Genomic DNA, 21,037 nt, shown 5'->3' with positions numbered 1-21,037 from the left:
TTCCGCCCCTCGGGAGCCGATGGTATGAGCTGCCATCATGCGAGGCACCAGCTCCGGCCCTTTCTCCTGGTGGCGGCCCCTGCGCAGCTCCGTCGCCCGACTCGCCCTGCTCGGCCTCGTTCTGGCCTCGGTAGCGGCCCACGCTCAAACAGACCCCTTCACGCGCGGCTTCGACGCCGTGCCCAACAAGCCGACCACCGCGCAGAACAGCGGCATCGCGCTCGAGGGCACCTACGGCGGTGAGCCCGTGGGTAGCTTCCGCGGCGCGCTGCTGTTCGACTTCAACTGGCGAATCCTCGCCCTGAAGCTCGGCGACGAGAAGCTCGGCGACCTGCTGCCGTACCGGCTCGATGCGCACCTGCTGTTCGCCTATCAGCTCCACGAGCGGTTGGAGATTGGCGTCGACCTGCCCGTCACCCTCCTGCAGGGCGACAACTTCAAGCTGCTGCGGGACGCGCTCGACGCGCCGAACTTCCCGGGCGCGGCGGGCGTCAGCCGCACCACGCTCGGGGACATCCGCGTGGTGCCTCGCGTGCACCTGTTGGACCGCGAGAAGTTCCCGGTGGGCCTGTCGCTCATCGCGGAGGTCCGCGCGCCCACCGGCTCCGCGGACAGCTTCACGGGTGAGCGCGGCTTCCTGTTCGCGCCGCGCCTGGCGGTGGAGCAGCGCTTCGAGGTGCTGCCCATCCCCATCCGCGTCGTCGGCAACGCGGGCGTGCGGATCCGCAAGGAGGCCCAGTACCTCAACCTGCTCGTGGATGACGAGCTGACGCTCGGCGGTGGTGTCATCGCGGAGCTGCCGAACATGGGCCGCTTCACGGACGTGCAGGCCACGGCCGAGATGCACATCGCCACGCCGCTGGTGCGCCCGTTCAACTTCGACCAGTCCGACACGCTCAAGACGCCGTGGGAGGTGCTCGTGGGCGCCCGCACGAAGGTCTGGGGCAACTGGGGGCTGGAGCTGAACGTGGGGCGCGGCATCAACCTCACCACGGGCTACGGGCGCGAGGCGCTGCGCGTGATGTTCGGGCTGCGCTACGACCAGAGCTTCGTGGACTCGGATGGAGACAACGTGCCCGACAACCGGGACCGCTGCCCCAACGAGCCCGAGGACAAGGACGGGTTCATGGACAGCGATGGCTGCCCGGACCCGGACAACGACGACGACGGCATCGTGGACGGCGAGGACAGCTGCCCCAACGTGAAGGGGACGAAGGAGCTCAAGGGCTGCCCCGAGGTGGACACCGACGGCGACGGAATCACCGACCAGTTCGACAAGTGTCCGGACAAGCCCGGCCCGAAGGACTACGACGGCTGCCCGGACACGGACGGCGACGAGGTGCCCGACAACGAGGACGACTGCCCCGACATGTTCGGCCCGCCGGAGAACAACGGCTGCCCGTTCGACTCGCCGCCGTACGTGTTCGTCGAGTCGGACCGCATCCGCATCAAGGGCAACGTGCTGTTCGAGACGGGCTCGGCCGTCATCCAGAAGCGCTCGTATCCGCTGCTGGACGAGGTGGCCACGGTCCTGCGGAAGAATCCCACGCTCGGGCCGGTGCTCATCGAAGGGCACACGGACAACCGCGGCTCGCGGCAGCTCAACATGGGCTTGTCGGACAAGCGGGCTCGCTCGGTGCTCGAGTACCTGGTGGGCAAGGGCATCGACCGCAAGCGCTTGAGCTCGGAGGGCTTCGGCTTCGACCGGCCCATCTCGACGAACGACACCGCGCTGGGTCGCGCGAAGAACCGCCGCGTCGACTTCCGCCTCATCCGCTCCGAGGTGGAGACCGAGGGTCGGGAGACCGTCGTCCCCGCGGGACAGCAGCCTCCGGCGGGCAAGGAGGCTCCGGCGACGAAGCCTCCCGAGGGTGGCGCGAAGAGCGCGCCCGCGACTCCGCCGGCGACGAAGACTCCTGACAGTGCGGCGAAGAGTGCGCCTGCTCCGGCGACGAAGCCTCCTGAGAGTTCTTCGAAGCCTGCGCCCGCGACGGCTCCTGCGGCGAAGACGGCGCCGGCTGCGGCTCCGCCTGCGACGAAGCCTCCCGAGGATGCTTCGAAGACGGCTCCGGCGACCAAGGCACCGGAGAGCACCCCGAAGCCGGCGACTCCAGGGAAGTAACCCGCCTCACTCGCGGCGCCGCGAGACCTCAGCGTCTCGCGGTGCGCCGCGTGTTCAGGGACGTTGCTCGATGCATCCGAGCCGGCGCATTCATCCCGTGCGCCGCAGCGCAGTCCTGCCTGCGCGTCCGCTCGCTGCTTCCGCGTGGGCGCGTTCGTCCCGAGCGCAGCAATCTTGCTTGCGCATCCGCTCGTTACATCCACGTGGGCTCGTCGTCCCGAGCGCAGCAATCTTGCTTGCGCATCCGCTCGTTACATCCACGTGGGCTCGTCGTCCCGAGCGCCGCGGTCCTGCCTACACATCCGCTCGTGGCCCCCTCATCGGCGCGTTCGTCCCGAGCATTGCGGTCCTGCTCGCGCATCCGCGTGTTGCGCGCGTGAGGCATCACGCTGAGCGCCGCGCCCCAGCCAGCGCCCGTCGAGGCATCCACGAGGGACGCCAGGCCCTCCCCCGCTACTGCTGCTTGAGCGCCCGCTCGATGCGCCGGCGCAGGGCGTCCTCGGACAGGGCGCCGCGCTGCGCGTCCGTCACCTTGCCCTCGCGGTCCAGGAAGTAGAGCGTCGGCAGCGCGTTCACTTCGAAAGCCCGCGCCATGTCGTCGTCCGCGTAGACGACGTAGGGCTTCAGGTCCGGCAGGTGACGGCGGATGAAGTTGTCCACCAGCTTCGGCGCCATGTCGCCGTCGTCACGACTCGCCGCCAGGAAGACCAGCCCCTGCGACTCGTACTCCTTCGCCAGCTTCACCAGCGCCGGCATCTCCTCGCGACACGGCGGACACCACGTCGCCCAGAAGTCCAACATCACCACCTGGCCCCGCAGCTCCTCCAGCTTCAACACGCCGCCCTCGTGGCGCTTCATCTCGAACGAGGGCGCCGCCGCGCCATCCGGCACGAGCTGCGAGCGCCGCGCCTCCAGCACGCCCAGGTACACCACCCCCGCCAGCCCCAGTCCGGCGAGCAGGGCCATGAACACCTTCGTCCCCACGCCCGTCGGCTTCATGGGCGGCGGCGCGCCGATTCCTTGCTGCGTCACGAAAATCCACTCCTGGTCAGGCGGTCATGCACCTGCCTCAACATCCAGCGCACTCCGCTCCGCGCCACCGGCCTGCGTGACACCCACCGCGCCACGTCCGGGCCGAAGCGATAGTAGCCACGGATGAACCCGCGCCCGAGCACACTCTTCCTGAGCACGTCGTCCCGGTACGCCCGGAACGCCACCAGCTCCGGCGCCCCCTCACCGAACGCCACCGTCGCCACGAAACACGAGGAGGCCGGACTCACCCACATGAGCCGCTGGTTGGTGAGGTTCACCACCACCTTCAGCTCCCGCGCCTCCGTGTACAAGAAGCCGAGCAAATCCCTGCGCGCCGCGGGGAACTCCTGTCCGCTCGCCTCCTCGAACTCGATGCGCGACGAGTTGGTGGAGCCCACCTCGTCCACCGTGAAGAAGTAGCGCTTCGAGCTGCGCCGGACCTCCACCTCCAACCCGCGCAGCTCCCCGAAGTACGCGAGGAACGGCGTGCCACACACCGGGCACACGAAGCGGTTGTACGCGTGGTTCGTCAGGAAGGCGTAGTCCCCCACCCGCTTGCACCCCGTGTTGGGGCACACCAGCTTCACGCTCGCCTGCGGCGCGGGCCGGGGGTCGTACCGCGAGCCTCCCGACGTCTTGTCGAACACCGGCGGAGGCCGTGGCGGTGACGTCACCAGGTGCCGCGTCGGATGCGCGGCGCGCTCCAGCTCCTGCGCGCGTCGCCACGCGGTCTCCGCCGCCTCCAGCCGCCCGCCCGCCGTGTGACACAGGGCCTCGCCGTGCGCGAGCAGCGCCGCCACCAGCTTCTCCAGCGCGGGCGCCATCGAGGGCTCACGCCCCGCGGCGAGCGCCTCCGCCAACACCTTCTCCATCTCCGGCAACAACGCCTGGGCGGCCTTGCGCGAAGGGTCCTCGGCCCGCCGGTACACGGGGGGCTCGGGGATGCGGGTGAACAACGCCGACGCGGACGCCCGGATACGCTCCACCACCGCGTCTCCACGTCCCACGTCCATCTGCGCCGCCCGCGTCCGGGCGGCCTGGAAGAGTTCTTCGGGCTGCAAGCCCGCGGACATTAAGTGCCGTCCGCCCCCCTGTCAGCGCGGATGACACACCCCCGGTCGGAAACTGGCCACGCACCGCCGCCTCATGTAAGACGACGTGGGAGGCTGTGAGCATGGGAGCTTTGAAGTTCATCGTCTGGACGGCTTGCGCGGTGGGGCTCGGCATCTTCCTGTCCTCGGGGCAGGTGGACGGCAGGACGCCGCTGCAGCACATGGAGCGGACCTGGAAGCGCGCCGTGAAGCCCGACACCGTTGATCGGATGAAGGAGGGGCTGGAGGACGCGTACGAGGACGCCAAGGGCGCTGTCTCGCGGTCGACGGATGCGGCCCCGCGCGAGCGGATCACCGCGGAGGACCGCGCGGCGGTCAACCGAATCATCGCCCAGAAGAAGTAGCCTGGCGGACAGGCCCGCTTCCGCGACACGACTCCCCTCCCTAGGTTGCACCCGGTGGATGGGCGGCGTCGGGGCGGAGGTGGGGCATGAACGGGGCTCCTTTCAACAGATTCGTCATTCTTGGCGCGCTCGTGTGCGCGCTGGCCACACCGGCGGAGGCCGCCGGTCGCGGCCGGCTGTGGCTCGAGGCGCAGAATCGTTCGCTGAACAACCAGCGAGCCACCCTGAGCGAGGTGGCCCGACGGGCCATGCCCTCGGTGGTCTCCATCACCACGCGGCAGCTCAATGACGAGACGCCCGCGGGCGAGGAGCCCCAGAAGGGCATCGGCTCGGGCTTCATCATCCACGCGGACGGCTACATCCTCACCAGCGCGCACGTGGTGGAGGGCGCCTCCGAGGTCATGGTCTCCGTCATGCACCCGCGCGGCTACGCGGAGGAGTACCTGGCCCGGGTGGTGGGCGAGGACAACCGCACCGACTGCGCGCTGTTGAAGATCGAGGCGCCGCGCCGGCTGCCGGTGCTCAAGCTCGCCTCCGCGTCGCACGTGCGCTCGGCGGACTGGATTGTCGTCATCGGCAATCCGTTCGGCCTGTCCCACTCGGTGACGGTGGGCGTGGTCAGCTACATGGGCCGCACGGACGTGACGCCCAACGGGCGCGACGGCGACTTCGACTACATGCAGATGGACGCCTCCATCAACCCGGGCAACTCGGGCGGCCCCGTGCTGGACCTGCACGGCGACGTGGTGGCGGTGGCCAACGCGGTGAACGTCGCGGGCCAGGGCATCGGCTTCGCCATCCCCATCGACATCGCGAAGACGGTGATTCCGCAGCTCCAGGCCCACGGGCGTGTGCGCCGGGGCTGGCTGGGCATCAGCGTGCAGGACTTCTCGCCGGAGGTGGCCGAGGAGTTCAACCTCCGCCAGGGCCCGGGCGTGGTGGTGACGGAGGTGGTGGAGGGCGGCCCGGGCGAGCGCGCCGGCCTGCACAGCGGGGATGTCATCGTCGGGCTCGACACCCGGCGCGTGAAGCGCGCGCACACGCTGCGCTGGCAGGTGGCGGCCCGGGGCGTGGGCCATGACGTGCGGCTGCGCGTCAACCGGCTGGGCAAGCCCCTGTACCTCAAGGTGAAGCTGGAGGAGATGCCGACCGAGCAGCCCGCCACCGCGCTGGCCGCCCACCGTCAGGGACGCCGGCCCGCCGGGGCCCAGTCCGTGCTGGACGACCTGCTGTCGCCCGTGCCCCGGAAGAAGGTGCAGCCGCCAGCGGCGCCGGAAGTCGAGCCGGACGGCTGGGGTTCCGAAGACGGCGCTCCGGCGCCCTGAGGCCGCCCCGAGCCCACACGGGTCTTCCCGCGTGTCCTTGCGTTCGGGTGGCATGGGCGCTAGACAGTGCGCCTTTTTCGTACCCGGCGGTTGGTCCACCCCGTGTGGCGCCGCGGTTCTCGCATCGTTTCGCAGGAGAGTTCCACAATGGCCGAGGCCACCCCGACGACCCAGAAGAAGCTCACCCACTGGCCGCGCACCGCGAAGGGCGGCGGCAAGAAGGCGTGCACCATCGAGGGCTGCAAGCGCCCCTACCGCGCCAAGAACTACTGCTTCTTCCACTTCAAGCAGTGGCGCCAGGGCGAGCTGCCCCACTCGCGCTACCGCACCTGCTCCAAGCCGGAGTGCCGCATCAAGACGTTCAAGGCCGGCCTGTGCGAGAAGCACCACGGCGAGACGTTCAAGAAGGACGCGGCGTAAGTCGTCCGCATCCGGCGCCGGGGGCGCGTGTCTCCCTCTCATGCAGGGAGCAGTCCCCCGCGCCACCGCGGCCTCGTCGTGCTGGAAGGACGTGAGCTCCGCTCCGCCTCGCACCGGGTCCGCCGCACCGAATCCCACACAGCATCCCGAAGAGGCTTCCGCCGGACACCTCGGACCTCAGGGCTCGCGTCCGCGCGCGCCGAAAGCCCGGTGTCGTGAGGTCCACGCGCGCCGCGTCACCCGGGTGCGCCCGGTGGTGTCCGTCCTCGTACACCCGCCTCTCGAGGTGCGCGCAGCGACGACGCCTGACGACGGGCGTCGAGCGCCCACATCGCGTCATGGCGAACGGTGGAGTGGCTCCGCGGTGCGGGCGGGGCGGCAGTGACCCGTCCTCGGGAAACGAGGCGGGAAGATTCCCTGGCGGGCACGTTGGGAGCACGACACCGGAGAGATGCTCCCTTGGACGCATGCCGCCGAGTTTCGCTGGTTGATCCTGAAGCAGATCGGTATATTCCCGCCCGTATGCGTCGCTGGCTCCCTGGGTTGCTCCTCTCGCTCGTCTCGGTCCTCACCGCTTGTGGCGGTGCGGGGACACCCGCGCGCGCGACGATGAGCGTCCGTCAGGCCCTGACGCATCCGCCCGAGTTCATGGAGTTCGAGTCCCCCGCCACGCGCCTGGAGATGTTCCGCGAGGTGGCGAGGCAGTCGGACCTGGAGGCCGGGCAGGCGGCGCAGGCGCTGGTGCTCTTCCCCATCAGCCAGGACGGCGAGCTGCTCGCGGCTCCGGGCTTCGACGCGCGCATGGACCTGTTCCAGGCGCCGGACGCGGGCAAGGGGCTGCAGCTGGTGCTGGAGGCCCGGGCGGGCGAGCGTTGGCCGGAAGACCGCCGCGAGAGCCTGCAGGGGCTGTCCGAGCGGGAGGCGGCGGAGCTGGTGGCCCGCACGCTGCTCGCGCACTGGGGCATCCAGCCCGAGAGTGCGGTGCAGGTGGACCGCGCGTCCGGAGCGCCCTACGCGGTCGCCTACGTGGACGGCATCCTGCGCATCAACCCGGCCTTCCTCTACCTGGCGGCGGCCTACGGTCCTGCTTCCATGCCGGCCGCGCTCCAGTAGAGTCCCGCGCCCGAAGCAGCCCCCTCTCCCTGCTGGACTTCACCTTCCCGAGGGGCGGGCCGCGAGGCGCCTTTGAATACCTCCGCACTTCACGCTCAGCTTCCCCTCACGCTCCGGCAGGTGGATCTGCCGGCGCTCGGCCAGCACTACCGCGGCAAGGTCCGTGACACGTACCGGCAGGGCGACAGCCTGGTCCTGGTGACGACGGACCGGCTCTCCGCGTTCGACCACGTGCTCACCACCATCCCCTTCAAGGGCGAGGTGCTCAACCGGCTCGCGGCCTTCTGGTTCGAGCGCACGAAGCACATCTGCCCCAACCACGTGCTGGACGTGCCGGACGCCAACGTCACCGTGGCGCGCGCCTGCACGCCCTTCACGGTGGAGGTGGTGATTCGCGGCTACCTCACCGGCAGCCTGTGGCGCGACTACGAGAAGGGCACGCACACCGCCTACGGCCTGCCCTTCCCCAAGGGCCTGCGCAAGGACGAGGCCTTCCCCACGCCCATCATCACCCCGTCCACCAAGGCCGAGTACGGCCAGCACGACGAGCCCATCTCCGAGCAGGAGATTCTCGCGCGCGGGCTCGCCAGCCCCCGTGACTGGGCGCGCATCACCGAGGCGGCGCGGGGCCTGTTCCAGGAGGGCCAGAAGTGGGCGCGCACGCGCGGCCTCATCCTCGTGGATACCAAGTACGAGTTCGGCAAGGTGGGCGACGACATCTTCGTCATCGACGAGATGCACACCCCGGACTCCAGCCGCTACTGGGTGGCGGACGAGTACGAGGCCCGCTTCGCCAAGGGCGAGGACCAGCGCATGCTGGACAAGGAGAACATCCGCCAGTGGCTCATCCGCGAGCGCGGCTTCTCCGGCCAGGGCACGCCGCCGCCCATCCCCGATGACGTCCGCGTGGAGCTGGCCACCAAGTACGTGGCCGCCTTCGAGCAGATCACCGGCACGTCGCTGACGCTCGAGCCGGGCAACGTGCACGAGCGCATCGAGCGGAACCTGCGCCAGAAGGGCTACCTCAAGTAGCCCCTCCAGCGCGCGGCCGGGAGCGACCTACTCGCTCCGGCCGAAGACGCGGCGGAAGATGTCGTCCATGTGCCGCGTGTGGTAGCCCGGGGAGAAGCAGTCGTTGATCTCCTCGGGCGTCATCATCTTCAGCAGGTCCGCGTCCGCGAGCAGCGCCTGCCGGAAGTCCACGCCCTGCTCGTAGAGCTTCATCGCGTTGCGCTGGACGATGACGTAGGCGGCCTGCCGGTCCATGCCCTTGCGCGCCAGCTCCAACAGCAGCCGCTGCGAGTTCACCACGCCGCCGAGCAGCTCCAGGTTCTTCTTCATCTGCTCTGGGTAGACGCGCAGGTCCTCCATCAGCCGCGCGAAGCGCACCAGCATGAAGTCCGCGAGGATGGTGGCGTCCGGGCCGATGACGCGCTCCACGGACGAGTGCGAGATGTCTCGCTCGTGCCACAGCGCCACGTCCTCCATGGCGCTCACCGCGTAGCCGCGGAGCAGGCGCGCCAGTCCCGTGAGGTTCTCCGAGAGGATGGGGTTGCGCTTGTGCGGCATCGCGCTGGAGCCCTTCTGCCCGGCGGTGAAGGGCTCCTCCGCCTCGCGCACCTCGGTGCGCTGCAGGTGGCGGATCTCCACCGCGAACTTCTCGATGCTCGCGCCGAGCAGCGCCAGCGCCGTGAAGAACTCCGCGTGCCGGTCACGCTGCACCACCTGGCTGGAGGCGGGGGCGTGCTTCAGGCCCAGCTTCGCGCAGACGCGCTCCTCCACGGCCGGAGGCAGGTGCGCGAAGGTGCCCACCGCGCCGGAGATCTTCCCCACGGCGATGCTCTCACGCGCGTGGAGCAGGCGCGTGCGCGCGCGGCCCAGCTCGTCGTACCAGATGGCCAGCTTGTGGCCGAACGTCACCGGCTCCGCGTGGATGCCGTGGCTGCGGCCCATCTGCAGCGTGTGCTTGTGCTCGAAGGCGCGCTTCTCCACCGCGGCCCTCACCCGCTCCAGGTCCTGGAGGATGAGGTCCACCGCGTCGCGCAGCGTCAGCGCCAGCGCCGTGTCGAGCACGTCGGAGGACGTCATGCCCAGGTGCAGCCAGCGCGCGCTGGGCCCCACCCGCTCCTCCATGAAGGTGAGGAAGGCGATGACGTCATGCTTGGTCGTGCGCTCGATGTCCTCGATGCGCGCGGCGTCCTCGGGGGTGAAGTCCCCGGCGCGCGCGACGCAGTCCTCCAGCGCCTCGCGAGGGGCCAGCCCCGCCTCCACCATCCCCTCCAGCGCGGCGAGCTCCACGTCCCGCCAGCGGCGGTAGCGGGCCACGTCGGACCAGAGGTTGGACATCTCCTGTCGGCTGTATCGCGGAATCACTCGTAGACCTTCACGGCAAAGTCCTTCCGCGCCGCGAACCGGAGCAACTCCAGTACGGACTCGGAGGACGGACCCAACTTCCTGGCGGTGCTGAGGTTGACGGACAGGTCCAACCCCTCGGGCTGCGCCACCGCCAGCGCTCCCGGGTCGACCTTCTCGTGGATGATGCGGTTGGCCAGCCGGCCCGCCTGCAGACCGATGGTCAGCGGGCTGGGGGACAGGGCCAGCGTGGCGCCCTCCTTCACCTGGCTGGGGGTGAGCGCGACGAGCGGCAGCCGCTTCGCGTGCGTGAAGGCGATGAGCTCCTGCACCACGGCCGCGTTGCCCACCGTCTTGTCAGCCACCATCAGCATCGCGTCGACCCGGCCCGCGGCGCCCTCGAGCGCCTTGGCCACCTTGCCCGGCGAGTCCACCTCCAGCGCGAGGATGGACAGGCCCCGCGCGGCGGCGGCGGCCTGCGCCAGCGCCACCGTGCTCGCGGAGAAGCGCGGGTCGTGCACCATGCCCACGCGCTTGGCCTTGGGCGCCACCGCGAGCAGCCCCTCCAGCTCCGGCCCCAGGTCACTGGTGAGCGAGATGCCGGTGACGTTGGGGCCCTCCAGGCCGTACTTCTCGTAGTACGGCACCATGGCGAAGAGGACGGGCACGTCCTCGCCCAGCGAGCGGCGGGCGGCGTTGGCGGCCAGCGGGCCCAGCGCCAGGATGAGCGCCGGCTTCTGCGCCGCCAGCTTCTTGAAGATGCGCGCGGCCGCGCCCGGACTCTCGTCGAGCGTCATCTCCTGGACCTCGGCGCGCGCCTCCGCGGAGAAGCCCGCGAGCAGCGAGGTGTAGGGCGCCAGGTTGGCGGACTTCACCGCCACCACCTGCGGACGGCCGCCCTTCTGGGCCCAGGCCAGCGCGGGCGCCAGACAGAGCAGGAGCGCGAGGGCCAGGCGGCTCATGGCTGCGTGCTCGTGCAGCAGCGGAAGCCCACCGTGGCGGAGGCCTTCTCGGGAGGGCCGAAGGCGCGCGCGCTGCAGCGCGACTCCTCGTAGTGCTGGTTGAAGGCGCCGCCCCGCTGGACGACCCCCTTCTGCCCGATTCGGGCCGAGGTCCACTCGGCCGCGTTGCCGGAGAGGTCCACCACCCCATAGCCCGACACGCAGCCGGGGTGTGCCCCAGAGGGAGCGAGCGCCGTCTCCGACTCGACCCGATTGACCTTGGCGTTGCACGTGCCCTGAACGTAATCGTTGCCGTGCGGGAAGCGCGCGTGGCCCGGTCCCTTGCATGCCTTCTCCCACTCGTCCTCGCTGCACAGGCGCTTGCCCCCGGCCTCGCACAGCGACTTGGCCTTCTCCCAGGTGACGCTCACCGTGGGGAGCGCGCCCGACTGGTTCGGGTGCTCGAACTCGTCGATGCAGAAGGAGGGCAGCTGGACGCTCTCCTGGTCGGGCTCGTCCACCTTCGCCAGGTTGTCCAGCTTGGACTTGCCTCGCCGGAAGGCGCCACCACTCACCAGCCGCATCTCCGGCGGACACTTGTCCGCGAGCGCGACGACGGGTGGCGCATCCACGTCAGTGCCCGGGTTCCCCGTCGCGAGCGCCGACGGGACCGGCGCCTGGGCCTTCGCGGCCTGACGCGCCTCCCAGTAGCGCAGGAACAGGAAGCCACCGCCACCGCCCAGCGCGAGCCCGCCGACAATCAGCACCGCCATCCACACGAACATGGAGCGACGCCGCGCGGACGAGGACTTCTGGGGCCGGGTGGCGCGCTGGGTGGGCGCGATACGCGGCCCCGTGCGAGCGCCCGACATCGACGGGGAGCCATCGAGGGAGCGCGGCGCGGTGCGGGCGCCGGACATCGCGGGCGTGGTCTCCAACGTGCGGGCCGTCCGGATGCTCGGCACCGGCACCGCTGGCGCCGCGTCCAGCGTGCGCGCCAGCGGTCTGCCCGCGGGCGCGGAGCGAGGCCCCGAGTCGGAGGGCCCGGGCTCATTCCCCTCCCCCGACGACTGCGCCTTCTGCGACGAGCGGGGCTGGGCCGAGGCGACCTGCCCCGAGCCCCGTGGCGCCGGACGCGCGGAGGGCTCCGAGCGGCCCGGCTGCGAGGGCTCCGCGGCCGGGGAGCGCGCGAAGATGATGGACTCCGGCGAGCCTCGTGCACCCGCCGGAGCGGCGGGCTCCGCGGCGGACGAGCGCGCGAAGATGACCGGCTCCGACGCGCCTCGCGCCCCCGCGACGGGGGCCGGCTCCGCGGCCGGGGAGCGCGCGAAGATGATGGACTCCGGCGAGCCCCGGGCACCCGCGGGAGGATCGGCGCGCGCGGACTCCGTGGCGGCCTTCGCCGCGGACGCGGTGATGAACGGCAGCGCCTGCTCGGTGAGGTGTTGATGGGACGCGGTGGGATTGGCGCCGATGATGGCGGCGAGCGTCGCGGCGTCGAGCGGCTGGGTGGCGTCCGGCGGAGGCGGCTCCTCCTCGTGCGACGTGGCCCGGGGCGGGATGCTCACGCTGCCCGTGGCCGCCGGCATCATGCCCGTGGGCACCGGCGGCGGAGGCCGGGCCGACATGCGGATGGCCGCGGCCTGCGCTGAGCCCGAGGGCGGAGGCACGCCACGCACGCGCGTGACGACGGCGGGCGGGGAGCGCGAGAGGATGCTGGCGAACTCGGCGTGCAGCTCGCCGGCCGACTTCGGCCGCGCCAGCGGATTGATGTTGAGCGCGCGGCGGTAGAGCGCCTCGAAGGAGGTGGGCAGGTCCGGGTGCAGCGACGTCAGCCCCGGAACCACGCCCTCGGTGGGGACCAGGCCGGTGAGCATCTCGCCCATGATGACGCCCAGCGAGTACACGTCCATGCGCGTGTCCAGCTCACCGCCCGCGACGTACTCCGGAGCGATGTAGACCTCCGCGCGGTGGCTCTTCTGCGCCTGGACGAAGGGCAGCTGCGGCACGGCGAGCCCCAGGCCGTAGTCCGTCACCTTCAGCAGGTCCGGCAGGACGATGACGTTCTCGGGCTTGAGGTCGGAGTGCGGGCCGAAGCGGTGGGCCGCGTCGAGCGCCGCCGCCATCTGCGCGAGCAGCGGCTCCACGTCCTTGAGCGAGAAGAGCTGCCCGCGCGAGGCGCGCTGCTCCATCATCCGCCGCAGCGTCATGCCCTCCAGGAGCTGCATGGTGAAGAAGGGCCGCTCGCCGTCGAGCCCCTCCTCGTAGACGCGCAGCAGGTTCGGGTGGTTGAGCTTCTTGCCCACCCGCATGGAGAACGAGAACTGGGTGCGCTCCTCGGGCTGCTGGACCAGGCGCGGGTGCACCGTCTTCAGGGCGACCTCGACGTCGATCTCCTGGTCCTGCGCGCGGAAGACGAAGCCCATGGGGCCGGAGCCCACCACCTCCTGGATGGCGTAGCGGCCGGCGAGGACGTCCCCCGGCTTGTAGGGGGCGCCTTCCAATCCACGCTTGCGAGCGACGCCGGCCGCCTGGCGAGCGGTCGCGTCGTACTTCATCCCGCAGGTGGGACAGGTGTCGGTCGTCTCGGGGACGTGGCTGCCGCAGCGGTAGCAGAGCAAAGCAGTCGGACTCCAGGGGCCGGTCGAGGGGGACCGCAGGCGGGGACGCGGTCCAGGCCTCTTATTCTGCACGCTCCCCTGTCATCAAGGAACGATGCCGGGGCCTTCCGACGAACGGCCTAGCGGCCGGTGGAGCCGAAACCATTCCCCCCCCGCGCCGTCGCGTCGAGGACCTCGACTTCCGACAGGCCGACGGAGGTCACCGGCGCCACCACCAGCTGGGCCACCCGGTCGCCCCGACGCAGGGTGAAGGGCTCGCTGGAGAGGTTGACCAGCAGGACCTGCACCTCCCCCCGGTAGTCCGCGTCCACCGTCCCGGGCGCGTTGAGCAGCGTCACCCCGTGGCGCAGCGCCAGCCCGGAGCGGGGCCGCACCTGCCCCTCGTAGCCCGGGGGCAACCCCAGCGCGAGCCCCGTGGGCACCGCCATCCGCTCCAGGGGCCGGAGCACCCGCTCCCCGTCGATGTCGGCGCGCAGGTCCAGCCCGGCGGCGAGCTCCGTCTCGTAGCGGGGAAGCGGCAAGGGCTCCGGATGCGCCCGCACACGGCGCACCTGCACAATCAAGGGCGAGGCCATGGCGTGGATGTACCACACGCCTGCCCCGTCTCCAGTTCCCGCGCCGACGTCACGGGTTGTCCCCGGAAGGGACGACAGGCTCGGGCAGGCTTCCAGGTCCGGAAGCCCGGCCCGGACGCGCTCAGGGCGCGGTGTCCTGGGACATGGCGCGCACCGTGGCGCGGAACTTGAGCGGGTCCATGGGCCGGGAGGCCAGCTCGAGCTGATAGTGCAGATGAGGTCCGGTGGAGCGCCCGGTGTTGCCGGAGCGGGCGATGAGCTGCCCCCGCGTCACCTTCTCGCCCACCCGCACCAGCAGCTCCGAGTTGTGGCAGTACGCCGTCGTCACCCCGCGCCCGTGGTCCAGGACGAGCACGCGGCCGTTCACCGCGTCCTCGCTCGCGCGCCGCACCACGGCTTCGGCCACCGCGGAGACCTCCGTGCCGACGGGCACGCCCAGGTCCACGCCCGTGTGCAGCTTCCGGGTGCCCAGCACGGGGTGGTGGCGCTCGCCGAAGGGGCTCGTCACGCGGGCGCTCTCGTACACGGGCCAGCCCAGGCCGAACGTCGTGGACAAGGCGAGCGCCTGCGCCGCGCCGACGGACGCCCCCTCGAAGCCCGGCGGCAGCTGACGGTTCAGCGCCTCCAGCGTCGGAGCGCGCCCCTCCGCCGCCACCCGCTCCACGGCGTAGCGTGCGGGGACCCGGCCGACGAAGAGGGCAGCCAGCCGCGCCTCCTCCTGGGGGAAGTCCCCCGCCAGCGCCGCGTGCAGCCTGCGCGCGGCGCGAGGGCCCTCCACCGGGTCCAGCAGCGTCGCCATCGGGATGCCCAGCTCCTGGGCCAGCGTCAAGGAGGGCTCGCGCGCCCGCGCATCCAGGCCCTTGAGCGCCAGGTGCGTGCCCCACGCCAGGGCCTCGGCGTCCGTCAGCGGACGCACGATGGAGACTTCGGGCACGAGCACGGGCGCCGCCAGCGAGGTGCCCGTCACGCCGTCGTAGTACGCGAGCAGCGGGCGCGCGGTGCTCTTCGTGGAGAAGGCCCACGCGGAGGCCTTGCGCACCAGCGCGCCCGCGGGCGTGTGGTGGTACGCCGTCCACACGCACAGCACCGCCATCAAGAAGTCCAGCAGGCCTCGGGCCTGGCGCGGAAACATGTCGGGCCCCTAGCGAAGGAAGGACAGCAGTGGAGAGGCGTCCAGCACCGCGGCCACCGCCAGCGGCGCCACCACCGCGCACCCGAGCAGGCCGCGGGTGAAGGCCTTGCGTCCGGACACGCTCGCGCAGGCCTCGTCCGCGTGCTGGAGGTTTCGCAGCACCGCGCGCCAGCCCAGCGTGGCCAGCACGCCCACGAGCACCACGAGCGCCAGTCCGCGCGCGCCCCCGTCCGCCACGCGGTCTCCCATCAGCTCGCGCCAGGAGAGGTACACCGTGCCCTGGAGGAGCCGCGCCACCGTGCACGCGCCCGCCACCACCACCGCCGCCGTGGACAGGGGCCGGAGCCACCGCATGGGCGTGGGCTGACGCAGACACCGCCGCCACAACGCGCGCCACGAGGGCTGGGCCTGCTTCCCCTCCAGCGCCACGCGCCACGCCTCCGCGGGCCTGGCGGCCGCCGCCTCGCGGTAGCCCAGCGCGGGCAGCGCCAGCACCAGGTCCGCGGCCAGCTCCCACAGGAGGGCCAGGGCCCGCGCGATCTCCGTGCGCAGCTCCAGCGACACCCACTCCACCATGGGCGCCGTCAAATCGTAGCGGCCCACCACCCCGTCGAAGGCCGCGTCCGCGCGGTCCACCAGCGACAAGAGCCGGTCATCCAGCGTGTCGGCCGCCGCGTGCACGCCCACCGCGACGAGCGCGAGCAGCCCCAGCGGCATGAACGCCCACCGGAAGGCCCCCAACAGGCGCGAGACGTCGGTGACGAATCCAGTGGAGCTGGGCGGTGGAGCAGGCGGCAACAGGGCCTCCGGGAAGCGGGGCTCGCACCTCCAACGCACGCGCCCCCCGTCCAGGTCTAAGCCAGTCTCCCTGGAATCGAAAACACCCCCTCCCGCGCGAGTGGCGGAAGGGGGTGCGAGGCTGCCCGGAGGCCCTACGAGCGGGCCCGGGTGCCCAGGGGCATCACGCCTTGGCGTTGGGCTGCGTGGCCTCGGGAGACGGCTGGGCGGCGACCGCGTCGGCCGCGCCCTGCTGGGCCGCCGCGCGCTCCGCCATCGCCTCCTTGCGCGACAGACGGATCTTGCCCGTCTTGTCGATGCTGACGACCTTCACCAGCACCTCGTCGCCCTCCTTCAGCACGTCGGAGACGCTCTTGACGCGCTTGTCGGACAGCTCGGAGATGTGGATGAGGCCGTCGGTGCCCGGGAACAGCTCCACGAAGGCGCCGAACTCGGCGATCTTCCGCACCGTGCCCGTGTAGATCTTCCCGATCTCCGCCTCGCGGGTCAGCGCCTGGATCATCGCGATGGCGGCCTTCACGGCCTCGCCGTTCGCGCTGGCGATGTCCACCCGGCCGGAGTCCTCGATGTTAATCGCCGCGCCGGTGCGCGCGATGATGTCCTTGATGACCTTGCCGCCCGGCCCGATGACGTTCTTGATGAACTCGGGACGAATCTGGATGGTCGTGATGCGAGGAGCGTACTGGCTGATCTCCTTGCGCGGCTGCGCCAGCGTCTTGAGCATCTCATCCAGGATGTGGAGGCGGCCCTGACGCGCCTGCTCCAGCGCGCGGCTCATGATCTCCGTGGTGAGACCGGTGATCTTGATGTCCATCTGGATGGAGGTGATGCCCTTGGTGGTGCCGCACACCTTGAAGTCCATGTCGCCCAGGTGGTCCTCGTCACCGAGGATGTCGGACAGGATGGCGATCTTCTCGCCCTCCTTCACCAGGCCCATGGCGATGCCGGCCACCGGCGACTTGATGGGGACGCCCGCGTCCATCAGCGCCAGCGTGCCACCGCACACGGAGGCCATGGAGGAGGAGCCGTTGGACTCGAGGATGTCGGAGACGAGGCGCACCGTGTACGGGAACGACTCGCTCTTGGGCACCATGTTGCGCAGCGCGCGCTCCGCCAGCGCGCCGTGGCCGATTTCACGACGGCCCGGGCCGCGCAGCGGCTTGGTCTCGTTCACGCTGAACGGGGGGAAGTTGTAGTGCAGCATGAAGCGCTTGAAGGACATGCCTCCGAGCATCTCCAGGCGCTGCTCGTCCTCGCTGGTGCCCAGCGTCGCGACCACGAGCGCCTGCGTCTCGCCACGGGTGAACACCGCGCTGCCGTGGGTGCGCGGGAGCACGCCCACCTCGCACGTGATGGAGCGGACCACGTCGTGGCCACGGTCGCCGATGCGGCCACCGTTGACCGTCATCTCGCGCATGTGCTCGTACTTGAGGTCTTCCACCACCTGCTTGGCGTGCTTCTCCACCAGCGGCGTGTAGGCCTCCGCGAGCTGCTCCTTGAGCTTGGCGAGCGTCTCCTTCTTCGTCTTGGAGAGCGCCTCGTAGCGCGCGCCCTTCTCCTTGATGGCGTAGCCGGCCTTGATGCCGTCCATCGACAGCTCGCGCACCTTGCCGCGCAGGGCCTCGTCCACGGAGGCCGGCTTGTCGAACGAGCGCACCTGCTTGTTCAGCGCGCGGCGCAGCTCGTCCTGCAGGTCCAACGCGGGCTGGGCGGACTGGAAGCCGAACTCCAGCGCGGCGACCATGTCGGGCTCGGACACCTCCTCCGCGCCACCCTCCACCATGACGATGGCCTTGCGGCTGACCGCCATGACCAGGTCCAGGTCGCTCTGCTCACGCTGCTTCGCGGTGGGGTTGGCCACCAGCTGACCGCCCACGCGGCCCACGCGGATGCCCGCGAGGGGGCCGTCGAACGGGATGTCCGACACCCACAGCGCCGCGGAGGCGCCGGTGATGCCGTGCACGTCGCCCTCGTTCTCCGGGTCCGCGGAGATGACGCTGGCGATGATCTGCGTCTCGTACGCGTAGCCTTCCGGGAACAGCGGACGCATGGAGCGGTCCACGATGCGGCTGGCCAGCGTCTCCTTCTCCGTCAGCCGGCCCTCGCGCTTGAAGTAGCTGCCGGGGATGCGACCCGCCGAGTACAGCTTCTCCTGGTACTCCACCGTCAGCGGCAGGAAGTCGATGTCCTTCTTCTCCCGCGCGCTCACCGCCGTCACGAGCAGCATGGTGTCGCCATAGCGGACCACCACGGAGCCATCGGCCTGCTTGGCCAGACGGCCCGTCTCGATGCTCAGCTCGCTCTCGCCAATCTTGACGCTCTTCTTCAACATGTCCTTGCCTCGGTATTGCTTCGGGCGAGGACCCCACCGCACGCACCCGGTCCAGGACAAATGGACCCGGCACCCCGGGAGGGCCCTCGGGGTGTATGAGCGGTCGCCAAGGCCCGAAAAGGCACATGACAGGCAACCGCCAGCCTGTACTGCGGAAGGGCGCTTGCGGAGCGCCGGAGGGATGTCCCGGAACTTTTGATCCCTGATCGCACCGGCCGACCTCACACCCCAGGTCAGCCGGTCCGAACGGAAACCAAAACCTCCGACGGCACCACTCCCTCGCCCGCCACCACCCACCGCGACTCGAACTGCTTCGTCCTTCTCAAACGCGCGGGGCGCTGGTTGAACCAGCGCCCCGTTTGCTGCCGAGGTGCCTACTTGCGGATGCCGAGGCCCTCGATGAGCTTCTTGTACCGGGTGACGTCCTTCGACTTCAGGTAGTCCAGAAGCCGACGACGCTGACCGACCAGCTTCAGCAGACCGCGGCGGGAGTGGTGGTCCTTCTTGTGCGTCTTGAAGTGCTCGGTGAGCATGTTGATGCGCTCGGACAGCAGCGCCACCTGCACCTCGGGGGACCCGGTGTCAGACTCGTGGGTCCTGAACTTCGTCACCAGCTCCGACTTGCGCTCCTGATGCAGCGACATGTGATTCTCGTCCTTCTGTCCCGCTCCGGCGTGGATACCACTTGAGTCACCCAGGTCCGCGGAGGGGTACAGACCGGGTCTCATGCTCATGCTTCTAACGAGCGGGGGGCTTATAAGCTTCGCCCTACCCAGGGTCAACCTTGGACGCCTGCCCGTGCGCCCCCCAGGCCTGGGAGCGTGAGAAGACGCACAACCCGGCGCAAAGGGGCGCCTAGACGAGCACCCGCAGGTAGCGCAGCCGCCCGCCCACGCCCTCGGCCACGGCGAGCAGCGCGCCGTCCGGTCCCATCACCCGCACGCGGCCGGGCTTGAGCGAGGCGGGGACCTCCACCGGAACACCGTGGGAGACGCGGCGCGCCTCGTCCGCGTTCACCCGCACCTCGGGCATGTCCACCAGCGCGTCGGAGAGCGACACCAGCCGCGGGGCCAGGAGGCCCTCCTTCGCCAGGGACGCCACGTCCGTCAGGGGCAGCGCCCGCGCCAGCGTGAAGGGCCCGCTGGAGGTGCGACGCAGCGCTTCCAGGTGCGCCCCGCAGCCCAGCGCGCGGCCCAGGTCGAAGGCCAGGGTGCGCACGAAGAAGCCCTTGGAGCAGCGCACGGACAGGTGGAGCCGGTCCGCGGAGAAGTCGCGCAGCACCAGCTCGTACACCGTCACCTGGCGGGCGGCGCGCTCCACCTCTTCACCCGCGCGGGCCAGCTCGTACAGGCGCTTGCCGGCCACCTTCACCGCCGAATACATGGGCGGCACCTGCTCGAAGGGCCCCCGGAAGCGCGCGAGCGCGGCCTCCAGCAGCGCGGGCGTCAGCGCGGGCACCGGCGCCCGGGCCGTCACCTGCCCTTCCGCGTCCTGGGTGTCCGTCTCCGCGCCCAGGCGCACCGTGGCGTCGTAGGCCTTGTCGCCCTCGGTGATGAAGCCCGCCACCTTGGTGGCCTCGCCCAGACACAGGGGCAGCACCCCGGTGGCCATGGGGTCCAGGGTCCCCGTGTGGCCCACCTTCTTCAGCTTGAGCAGCGAGCGCACCTGTCGCACCACGTCGAAGGACGTGGGGCCGGTGGGCTTGTCGATGACGAGGACGCCGTCCATGTCCGCTCAATATTGTGGGGCTGGCGCCAGAACTACCAGCCTTCCTTGCTCCGGACCTCGCGCAGCAGACGGTCGATCTTGTCGCCCTCGCCGACAGACTCGTCGAAGGAGAAGAAGACCTCGGGCGACACCCGCAGGTTGACGGCCTCGGTGACGGCGCGGCGCACGAAGCCCTTGGCCGCCTCCAGCCCCTTCTGCGTCTCGGAGCGCTCCTCGGCCGTGCCCATCATCGAATAGAAGACACGGGCCACGCGCAGGTCGGGGGAGACCTTCACGCCGGTAATCGTGATGAAGCCGATGCGGGGGTCCCGCAGCTCGCCACGGGCCAGCAAGGCCCCCAGCGCCGCCTGGATCTCCTGCCCCACTCGCTCGGGTCGGGAATGCGTCGTCATTTCTTCTCCCAGTCTCGCGGGTTGCGCAGGGCGCGGGCGCGAGCCCGTGCCTCGTCCAGCGTCATCCGTCCACCGCCCGACGGAGACGGGCGGCCCGTACCGGGGCCACCGTCGTTGTCGCCGTCATGACGGCGCTCCCAATCTCCCAACCCCTCGGCTTCCGCCAACGAAGCCCGCTCACCCCTGAGGAAGCGGGCAATCGCCGCCTCCGACTCGGCCGCCGCCTCCTCCGGAGACAGCGCCTCGTCCTCCTCGTCCAACACCTGCCGCGCGGACTTCGCCCCGAGCGAGGAAGCCTGCGAAGGGCCTCCCGCGAAGAGCTGGTCTCCGAAGGCGAGTATCTCCGTCTCCCGCGACATCAGCGGGGCGACGTACATCTCCTCGATGAAGTGGATGACCTTCTCGAGCTGCTCGTCCACGTGGCGGCGCTCGTTGCCCACCACCGAGAGAGCGAGCGTGGCCTTCTGCCAGAGGTCCTGGTCCTCCACCTCCGCCATGGCCACGTTGAAGCGGGCCTTCACCCGGTCCATCACCCGGCGGAGCACCTGCCGCTTCGACTTCAGCGAGCCGCTCTCCGGAATCTGGAGGGTCAGACGTGCGACACCCACGAACATGCCAATCCCCCGGCCTCGGAAGACCCCGCGAAGTCGCGAGGTCTCCCGGGCGAAACCATTCCGGGAAGGTGGGGCCTTCCCGGA

The 21,037-nt window shown here is 70.7% G+C and carries 19 protein-coding genes; 6 read left to right on the top strand and 13 right to left on the bottom strand.

The window, feature by feature from the left end; genetic code table 11:
- Nucleotides 1–37 precede the first annotated feature (37 nt).
- Nucleotides 38–2,122, top strand: coding sequence for an OmpA family protein (locus K8640_RS21985; RefSeq protein ID WP_223748805.1), 2,085 nt, complete (start codon nt 38–40; stop codon nt 2,120–2,122).
- Between the two features lie 453 nt (nt 2,123–2,575).
- Here the strand turns inward: K8640_RS21985 and K8640_RS21980 are convergent, their stop codons facing one another.
- Together K8640_RS21980 and K8640_RS21975 are read right to left on the bottom strand one after the other, a co-directional pair.
- Entirely contained in the window at nt 2,576–3,121 is a 546-nt protein-coding gene (locus tag K8640_RS21980) for a TlpA disulfide reductase family protein (protein ID WP_223748975.1), read from the bottom strand.
- A 29-nt stretch (nt 3,122–3,150) separates the two neighbouring features.
- Complete coding sequence (locus K8640_RS21975) at nt 3,151–4,227, bottom strand: CFI-box-CTERM domain-containing protein (protein ID WP_141332872.1); 1,077 nt, start codon at nt 4,225–4,227, stop codon at nt 3,151–3,153.
- Between the two features lie 101 nt (nt 4,228–4,328).
- On the opposite strand from K8640_RS21975, the gene K8640_RS21970 reads away from it, so the two are divergent.
- The 5 genes from K8640_RS21970 (at nt 4,329) to K8640_RS21950 (ending at nt 8,500) form a co-directional block, all read left to right on the top strand.
- Complete coding sequence (locus K8640_RS21970; RefSeq protein WP_046712255.1) at nt 4,329–4,610, top strand: hypothetical protein; 282 nt, start codon at nt 4,329–4,331, stop codon at nt 4,608–4,610.
- Between the two features lie 86 nt (nt 4,611–4,696).
- Nucleotides 4,697–5,935 (top strand): S1C family serine protease, encoded by a 1,239-nt coding sequence (locus tag K8640_RS21965; RefSeq protein ID WP_223748804.1) that lies wholly within the window; start codon nt 4,697–4,699, stop codon nt 5,933–5,935.
- Between the two features lie 147 nt (nt 5,936–6,082).
- The gene (locus K8640_RS21960) at nt 6,083–6,355 is read left to right on the top strand and encodes a vegetative protein (RefSeq protein WP_141329870.1); all 273 of its coding nucleotides are present in this window, start codon (nt 6,083–6,085) and stop codon (nt 6,353–6,355) included.
- A 522-nt stretch (nt 6,356–6,877) separates the two neighbouring features.
- Nucleotides 6,878–7,468 carry a hypothetical protein gene (locus K8640_RS21955; RefSeq protein ID WP_141329868.1) on the top strand — a complete coding sequence of 197 codons (591 nt, stop codon included), beginning with the start codon at nt 6,878–6,880 and terminating at the stop codon, nt 7,466–7,468.
- A 72-nt stretch (nt 7,469–7,540) separates the two neighbouring features.
- Nucleotides 7,541–8,500, top strand: a complete 960-nt coding sequence (locus K8640_RS21950) for a phosphoribosylaminoimidazolesuccinocarboxamide synthase (protein ID WP_223748803.1) — start codon at nt 7,541–7,543, stop codon at nt 8,498–8,500.
- A 27-nt stretch (nt 8,501–8,527) separates the two neighbouring features.
- On the opposite strand, the gene purB is transcribed toward K8640_RS21950, so the two are convergent.
- The 11 genes from purB to K8640_RS21895 all read right to left on the bottom strand — a co-directional run bounded on the left by purB (nt 8,528) and on the right by K8640_RS21895 (nt 20,953).
- Entirely contained in the window at nt 8,528–9,841 is a 1,314-nt protein-coding gene (gene purB, locus K8640_RS21945) for an adenylosuccinate lyase (RefSeq protein ID WP_223748802.1), read from the bottom strand.
- Nucleotides 9,838–10,782, bottom strand: coding sequence for an ABC transporter substrate-binding protein (locus K8640_RS21940; RefSeq protein ID WP_223748801.1), 945 nt, complete (start codon nt 10,780–10,782; stop codon nt 9,838–9,840). Before K8640_RS21940 ends, purB begins: the two co-directional genes overlap by 4 nt.
- Nucleotides 10,779–13,382 carry a bifunctional serine/threonine-protein kinase/formylglycine-generating enzyme family protein gene (locus K8640_RS21935; protein ID WP_223748800.1) on the bottom strand — a complete coding sequence of 868 codons (2,604 nt, stop codon included), beginning with the start codon at nt 13,380–13,382 and terminating at the stop codon, nt 10,779–10,781. The genes K8640_RS21940 and K8640_RS21935 overlap by 4 nt, the downstream gene beginning before the upstream one ends.
- A 119-nt stretch (nt 13,383–13,501) precedes the next feature.
- A complete protein-coding gene (gene dut / locus K8640_RS21930) occupies nt 13,502–13,957 on the bottom strand; it encodes a dUTP diphosphatase (protein WP_141329878.1) in 456 nt (151 codons plus the stop codon).
- 121 nt (nt 13,958–14,078) lie between these two features.
- Complete coding sequence (locus K8640_RS21925; protein WP_223748799.1) at nt 14,079–15,089, bottom strand: M23 family metallopeptidase; 1,011 nt, start codon at nt 15,087–15,089, stop codon at nt 14,079–14,081.
- Between the two features lie 9 nt (nt 15,090–15,098).
- Nucleotides 15,099–15,887: a hypothetical protein gene (locus K8640_RS21920; RefSeq protein ID WP_223748974.1), complete on the bottom strand. Its 789-nt coding sequence runs from the start codon at nt 15,885–15,887 to the stop codon at nt 15,099–15,101.
- A gap of 163 nt (nt 15,888–16,050) precedes the next feature.
- Nucleotides 16,051–18,219: a polyribonucleotide nucleotidyltransferase gene (gene pnp, locus K8640_RS21915; RefSeq protein ID WP_223748798.1), complete on the bottom strand. Its 2,169-nt coding sequence runs from the start codon at nt 18,217–18,219 to the stop codon at nt 16,051–16,053.
- A gap of 374 nt (nt 18,220–18,593) precedes the next feature.
- Entirely contained in the window at nt 18,594–18,863 is a 270-nt protein-coding gene (gene rpsO, locus K8640_RS21910) for a 30S ribosomal protein S15 (RefSeq protein ID WP_044279503.1), read from the bottom strand.
- 211 nt (nt 18,864–19,074) lie between these two features.
- The gene (gene truB, locus K8640_RS21905; RefSeq protein ID WP_223748797.1) at nt 19,075–19,947 is read right to left on the bottom strand and encodes a tRNA pseudouridine(55) synthase TruB; all 873 of its coding nucleotides are present in this window, start codon (nt 19,945–19,947) and stop codon (nt 19,075–19,077) included.
- A gap of 32 nt (nt 19,948–19,979) precedes the next feature.
- A complete protein-coding gene (rbfA, locus tag K8640_RS21900; RefSeq protein ID WP_046712244.1) occupies nt 19,980–20,339 on the bottom strand; it encodes a 30S ribosome-binding factor RbfA in 360 nt (119 codons plus the stop codon).
- Nucleotides 20,336–20,953, bottom strand: coding sequence for a DUF503 domain-containing protein (locus tag K8640_RS21895; protein ID WP_141329850.1), 618 nt, complete (start codon nt 20,951–20,953; stop codon nt 20,336–20,338). Before K8640_RS21895 ends, rbfA begins: the two co-directional genes overlap by 4 nt.
- Nucleotides 20,954–21,037 lie beyond the last annotated feature (84 nt).

Source organism: Myxococcus sp. XM-1-1-1 (assembly GCF_020037095.1).
GTDB classification, from domain to species: domain Bacteria; phylum Myxococcota; class Myxococcia; order Myxococcales; family Myxococcaceae; genus Myxococcus; species Myxococcus fulvus.
Note: the sequence above shows the minus strand (reverse complement) of the source record. Positions and strands in the feature narration are given on the sequence as shown.

Coding starts and splice junctions, on each gene's coding strand:
- K8640_RS21985 (WP_223748805.1), top strand. CDS start 38: ATGCGAGGCACCAGCTCCGGCCCTTTCTCCTGGTGGCGGCCCCTGCGC.
- K8640_RS21980 (WP_223748975.1), bottom strand. CDS start 3,121: ATGAAGCCGACGGGCGTGGGGACGAAGGTGTTCATGGCCCTGCTCGCC.
- K8640_RS21975 (WP_141332872.1), bottom strand. CDS start 4,227: ATGTCCGCGGGCTTGCAGCCCGAAGAACTCTTCCAGGCCGCCCGGACG.
- K8640_RS21970 (WP_046712255.1), top strand. CDS start 4,329: ATGGGAGCTTTGAAGTTCATCGTCTGGACGGCTTGCGCGGTGGGGCTC.
- K8640_RS21965 (WP_223748804.1), top strand. CDS start 4,697: ATGAACGGGGCTCCTTTCAACAGATTCGTCATTCTTGGCGCGCTCGTG.
- K8640_RS21960 (WP_141329870.1), top strand. CDS start 6,083: ATGGCCGAGGCCACCCCGACGACCCAGAAGAAGCTCACCCACTGGCCG.
- K8640_RS21955 (WP_141329868.1), top strand. CDS start 6,878: ATGCGTCGCTGGCTCCCTGGGTTGCTCCTCTCGCTCGTCTCGGTCCTC.
- K8640_RS21940 (WP_223748801.1), bottom strand. CDS start 10,782: ATGAGCCGCCTGGCCCTCGCGCTCCTGCTCTGTCTGGCGCCCGCGCTG.
- dut (WP_141329878.1), bottom strand. CDS start 13,957: ATGGCCTCGCCCTTGATTGTGCAGGTGCGCCGTGTGCGGGCGCATCCG.
- K8640_RS21925 (WP_223748799.1), bottom strand. CDS start 15,089: ATGTTTCCGCGCCAGGCCCGAGGCCTGCTGGACTTCTTGATGGCGGTG.
- pnp (WP_223748798.1), bottom strand. CDS start 18,219: ATGTTGAAGAAGAGCGTCAAGATTGGCGAGAGCGAGCTGAGCATCGAG.
- rpsO (WP_044279503.1), bottom strand. CDS start 18,863: ATGTCGCTGCATCAGGAGCGCAAGTCGGAGCTGGTGACGAAGTTCAGG.
- truB (WP_223748797.1), bottom strand. CDS start 19,947: ATGGACGGCGTCCTCGTCATCGACAAGCCCACCGGCCCCACGTCCTTC.
- rbfA (WP_046712244.1), bottom strand. CDS start 20,339: ATGACGACGCATTCCCGACCCGAGCGAGTGGGGCAGGAGATCCAGGCG.
- K8640_RS21895 (WP_141329850.1), bottom strand. CDS start 20,953: ATGTTCGTGGGTGTCGCACGTCTGACCCTCCAGATTCCGGAGAGCGGC.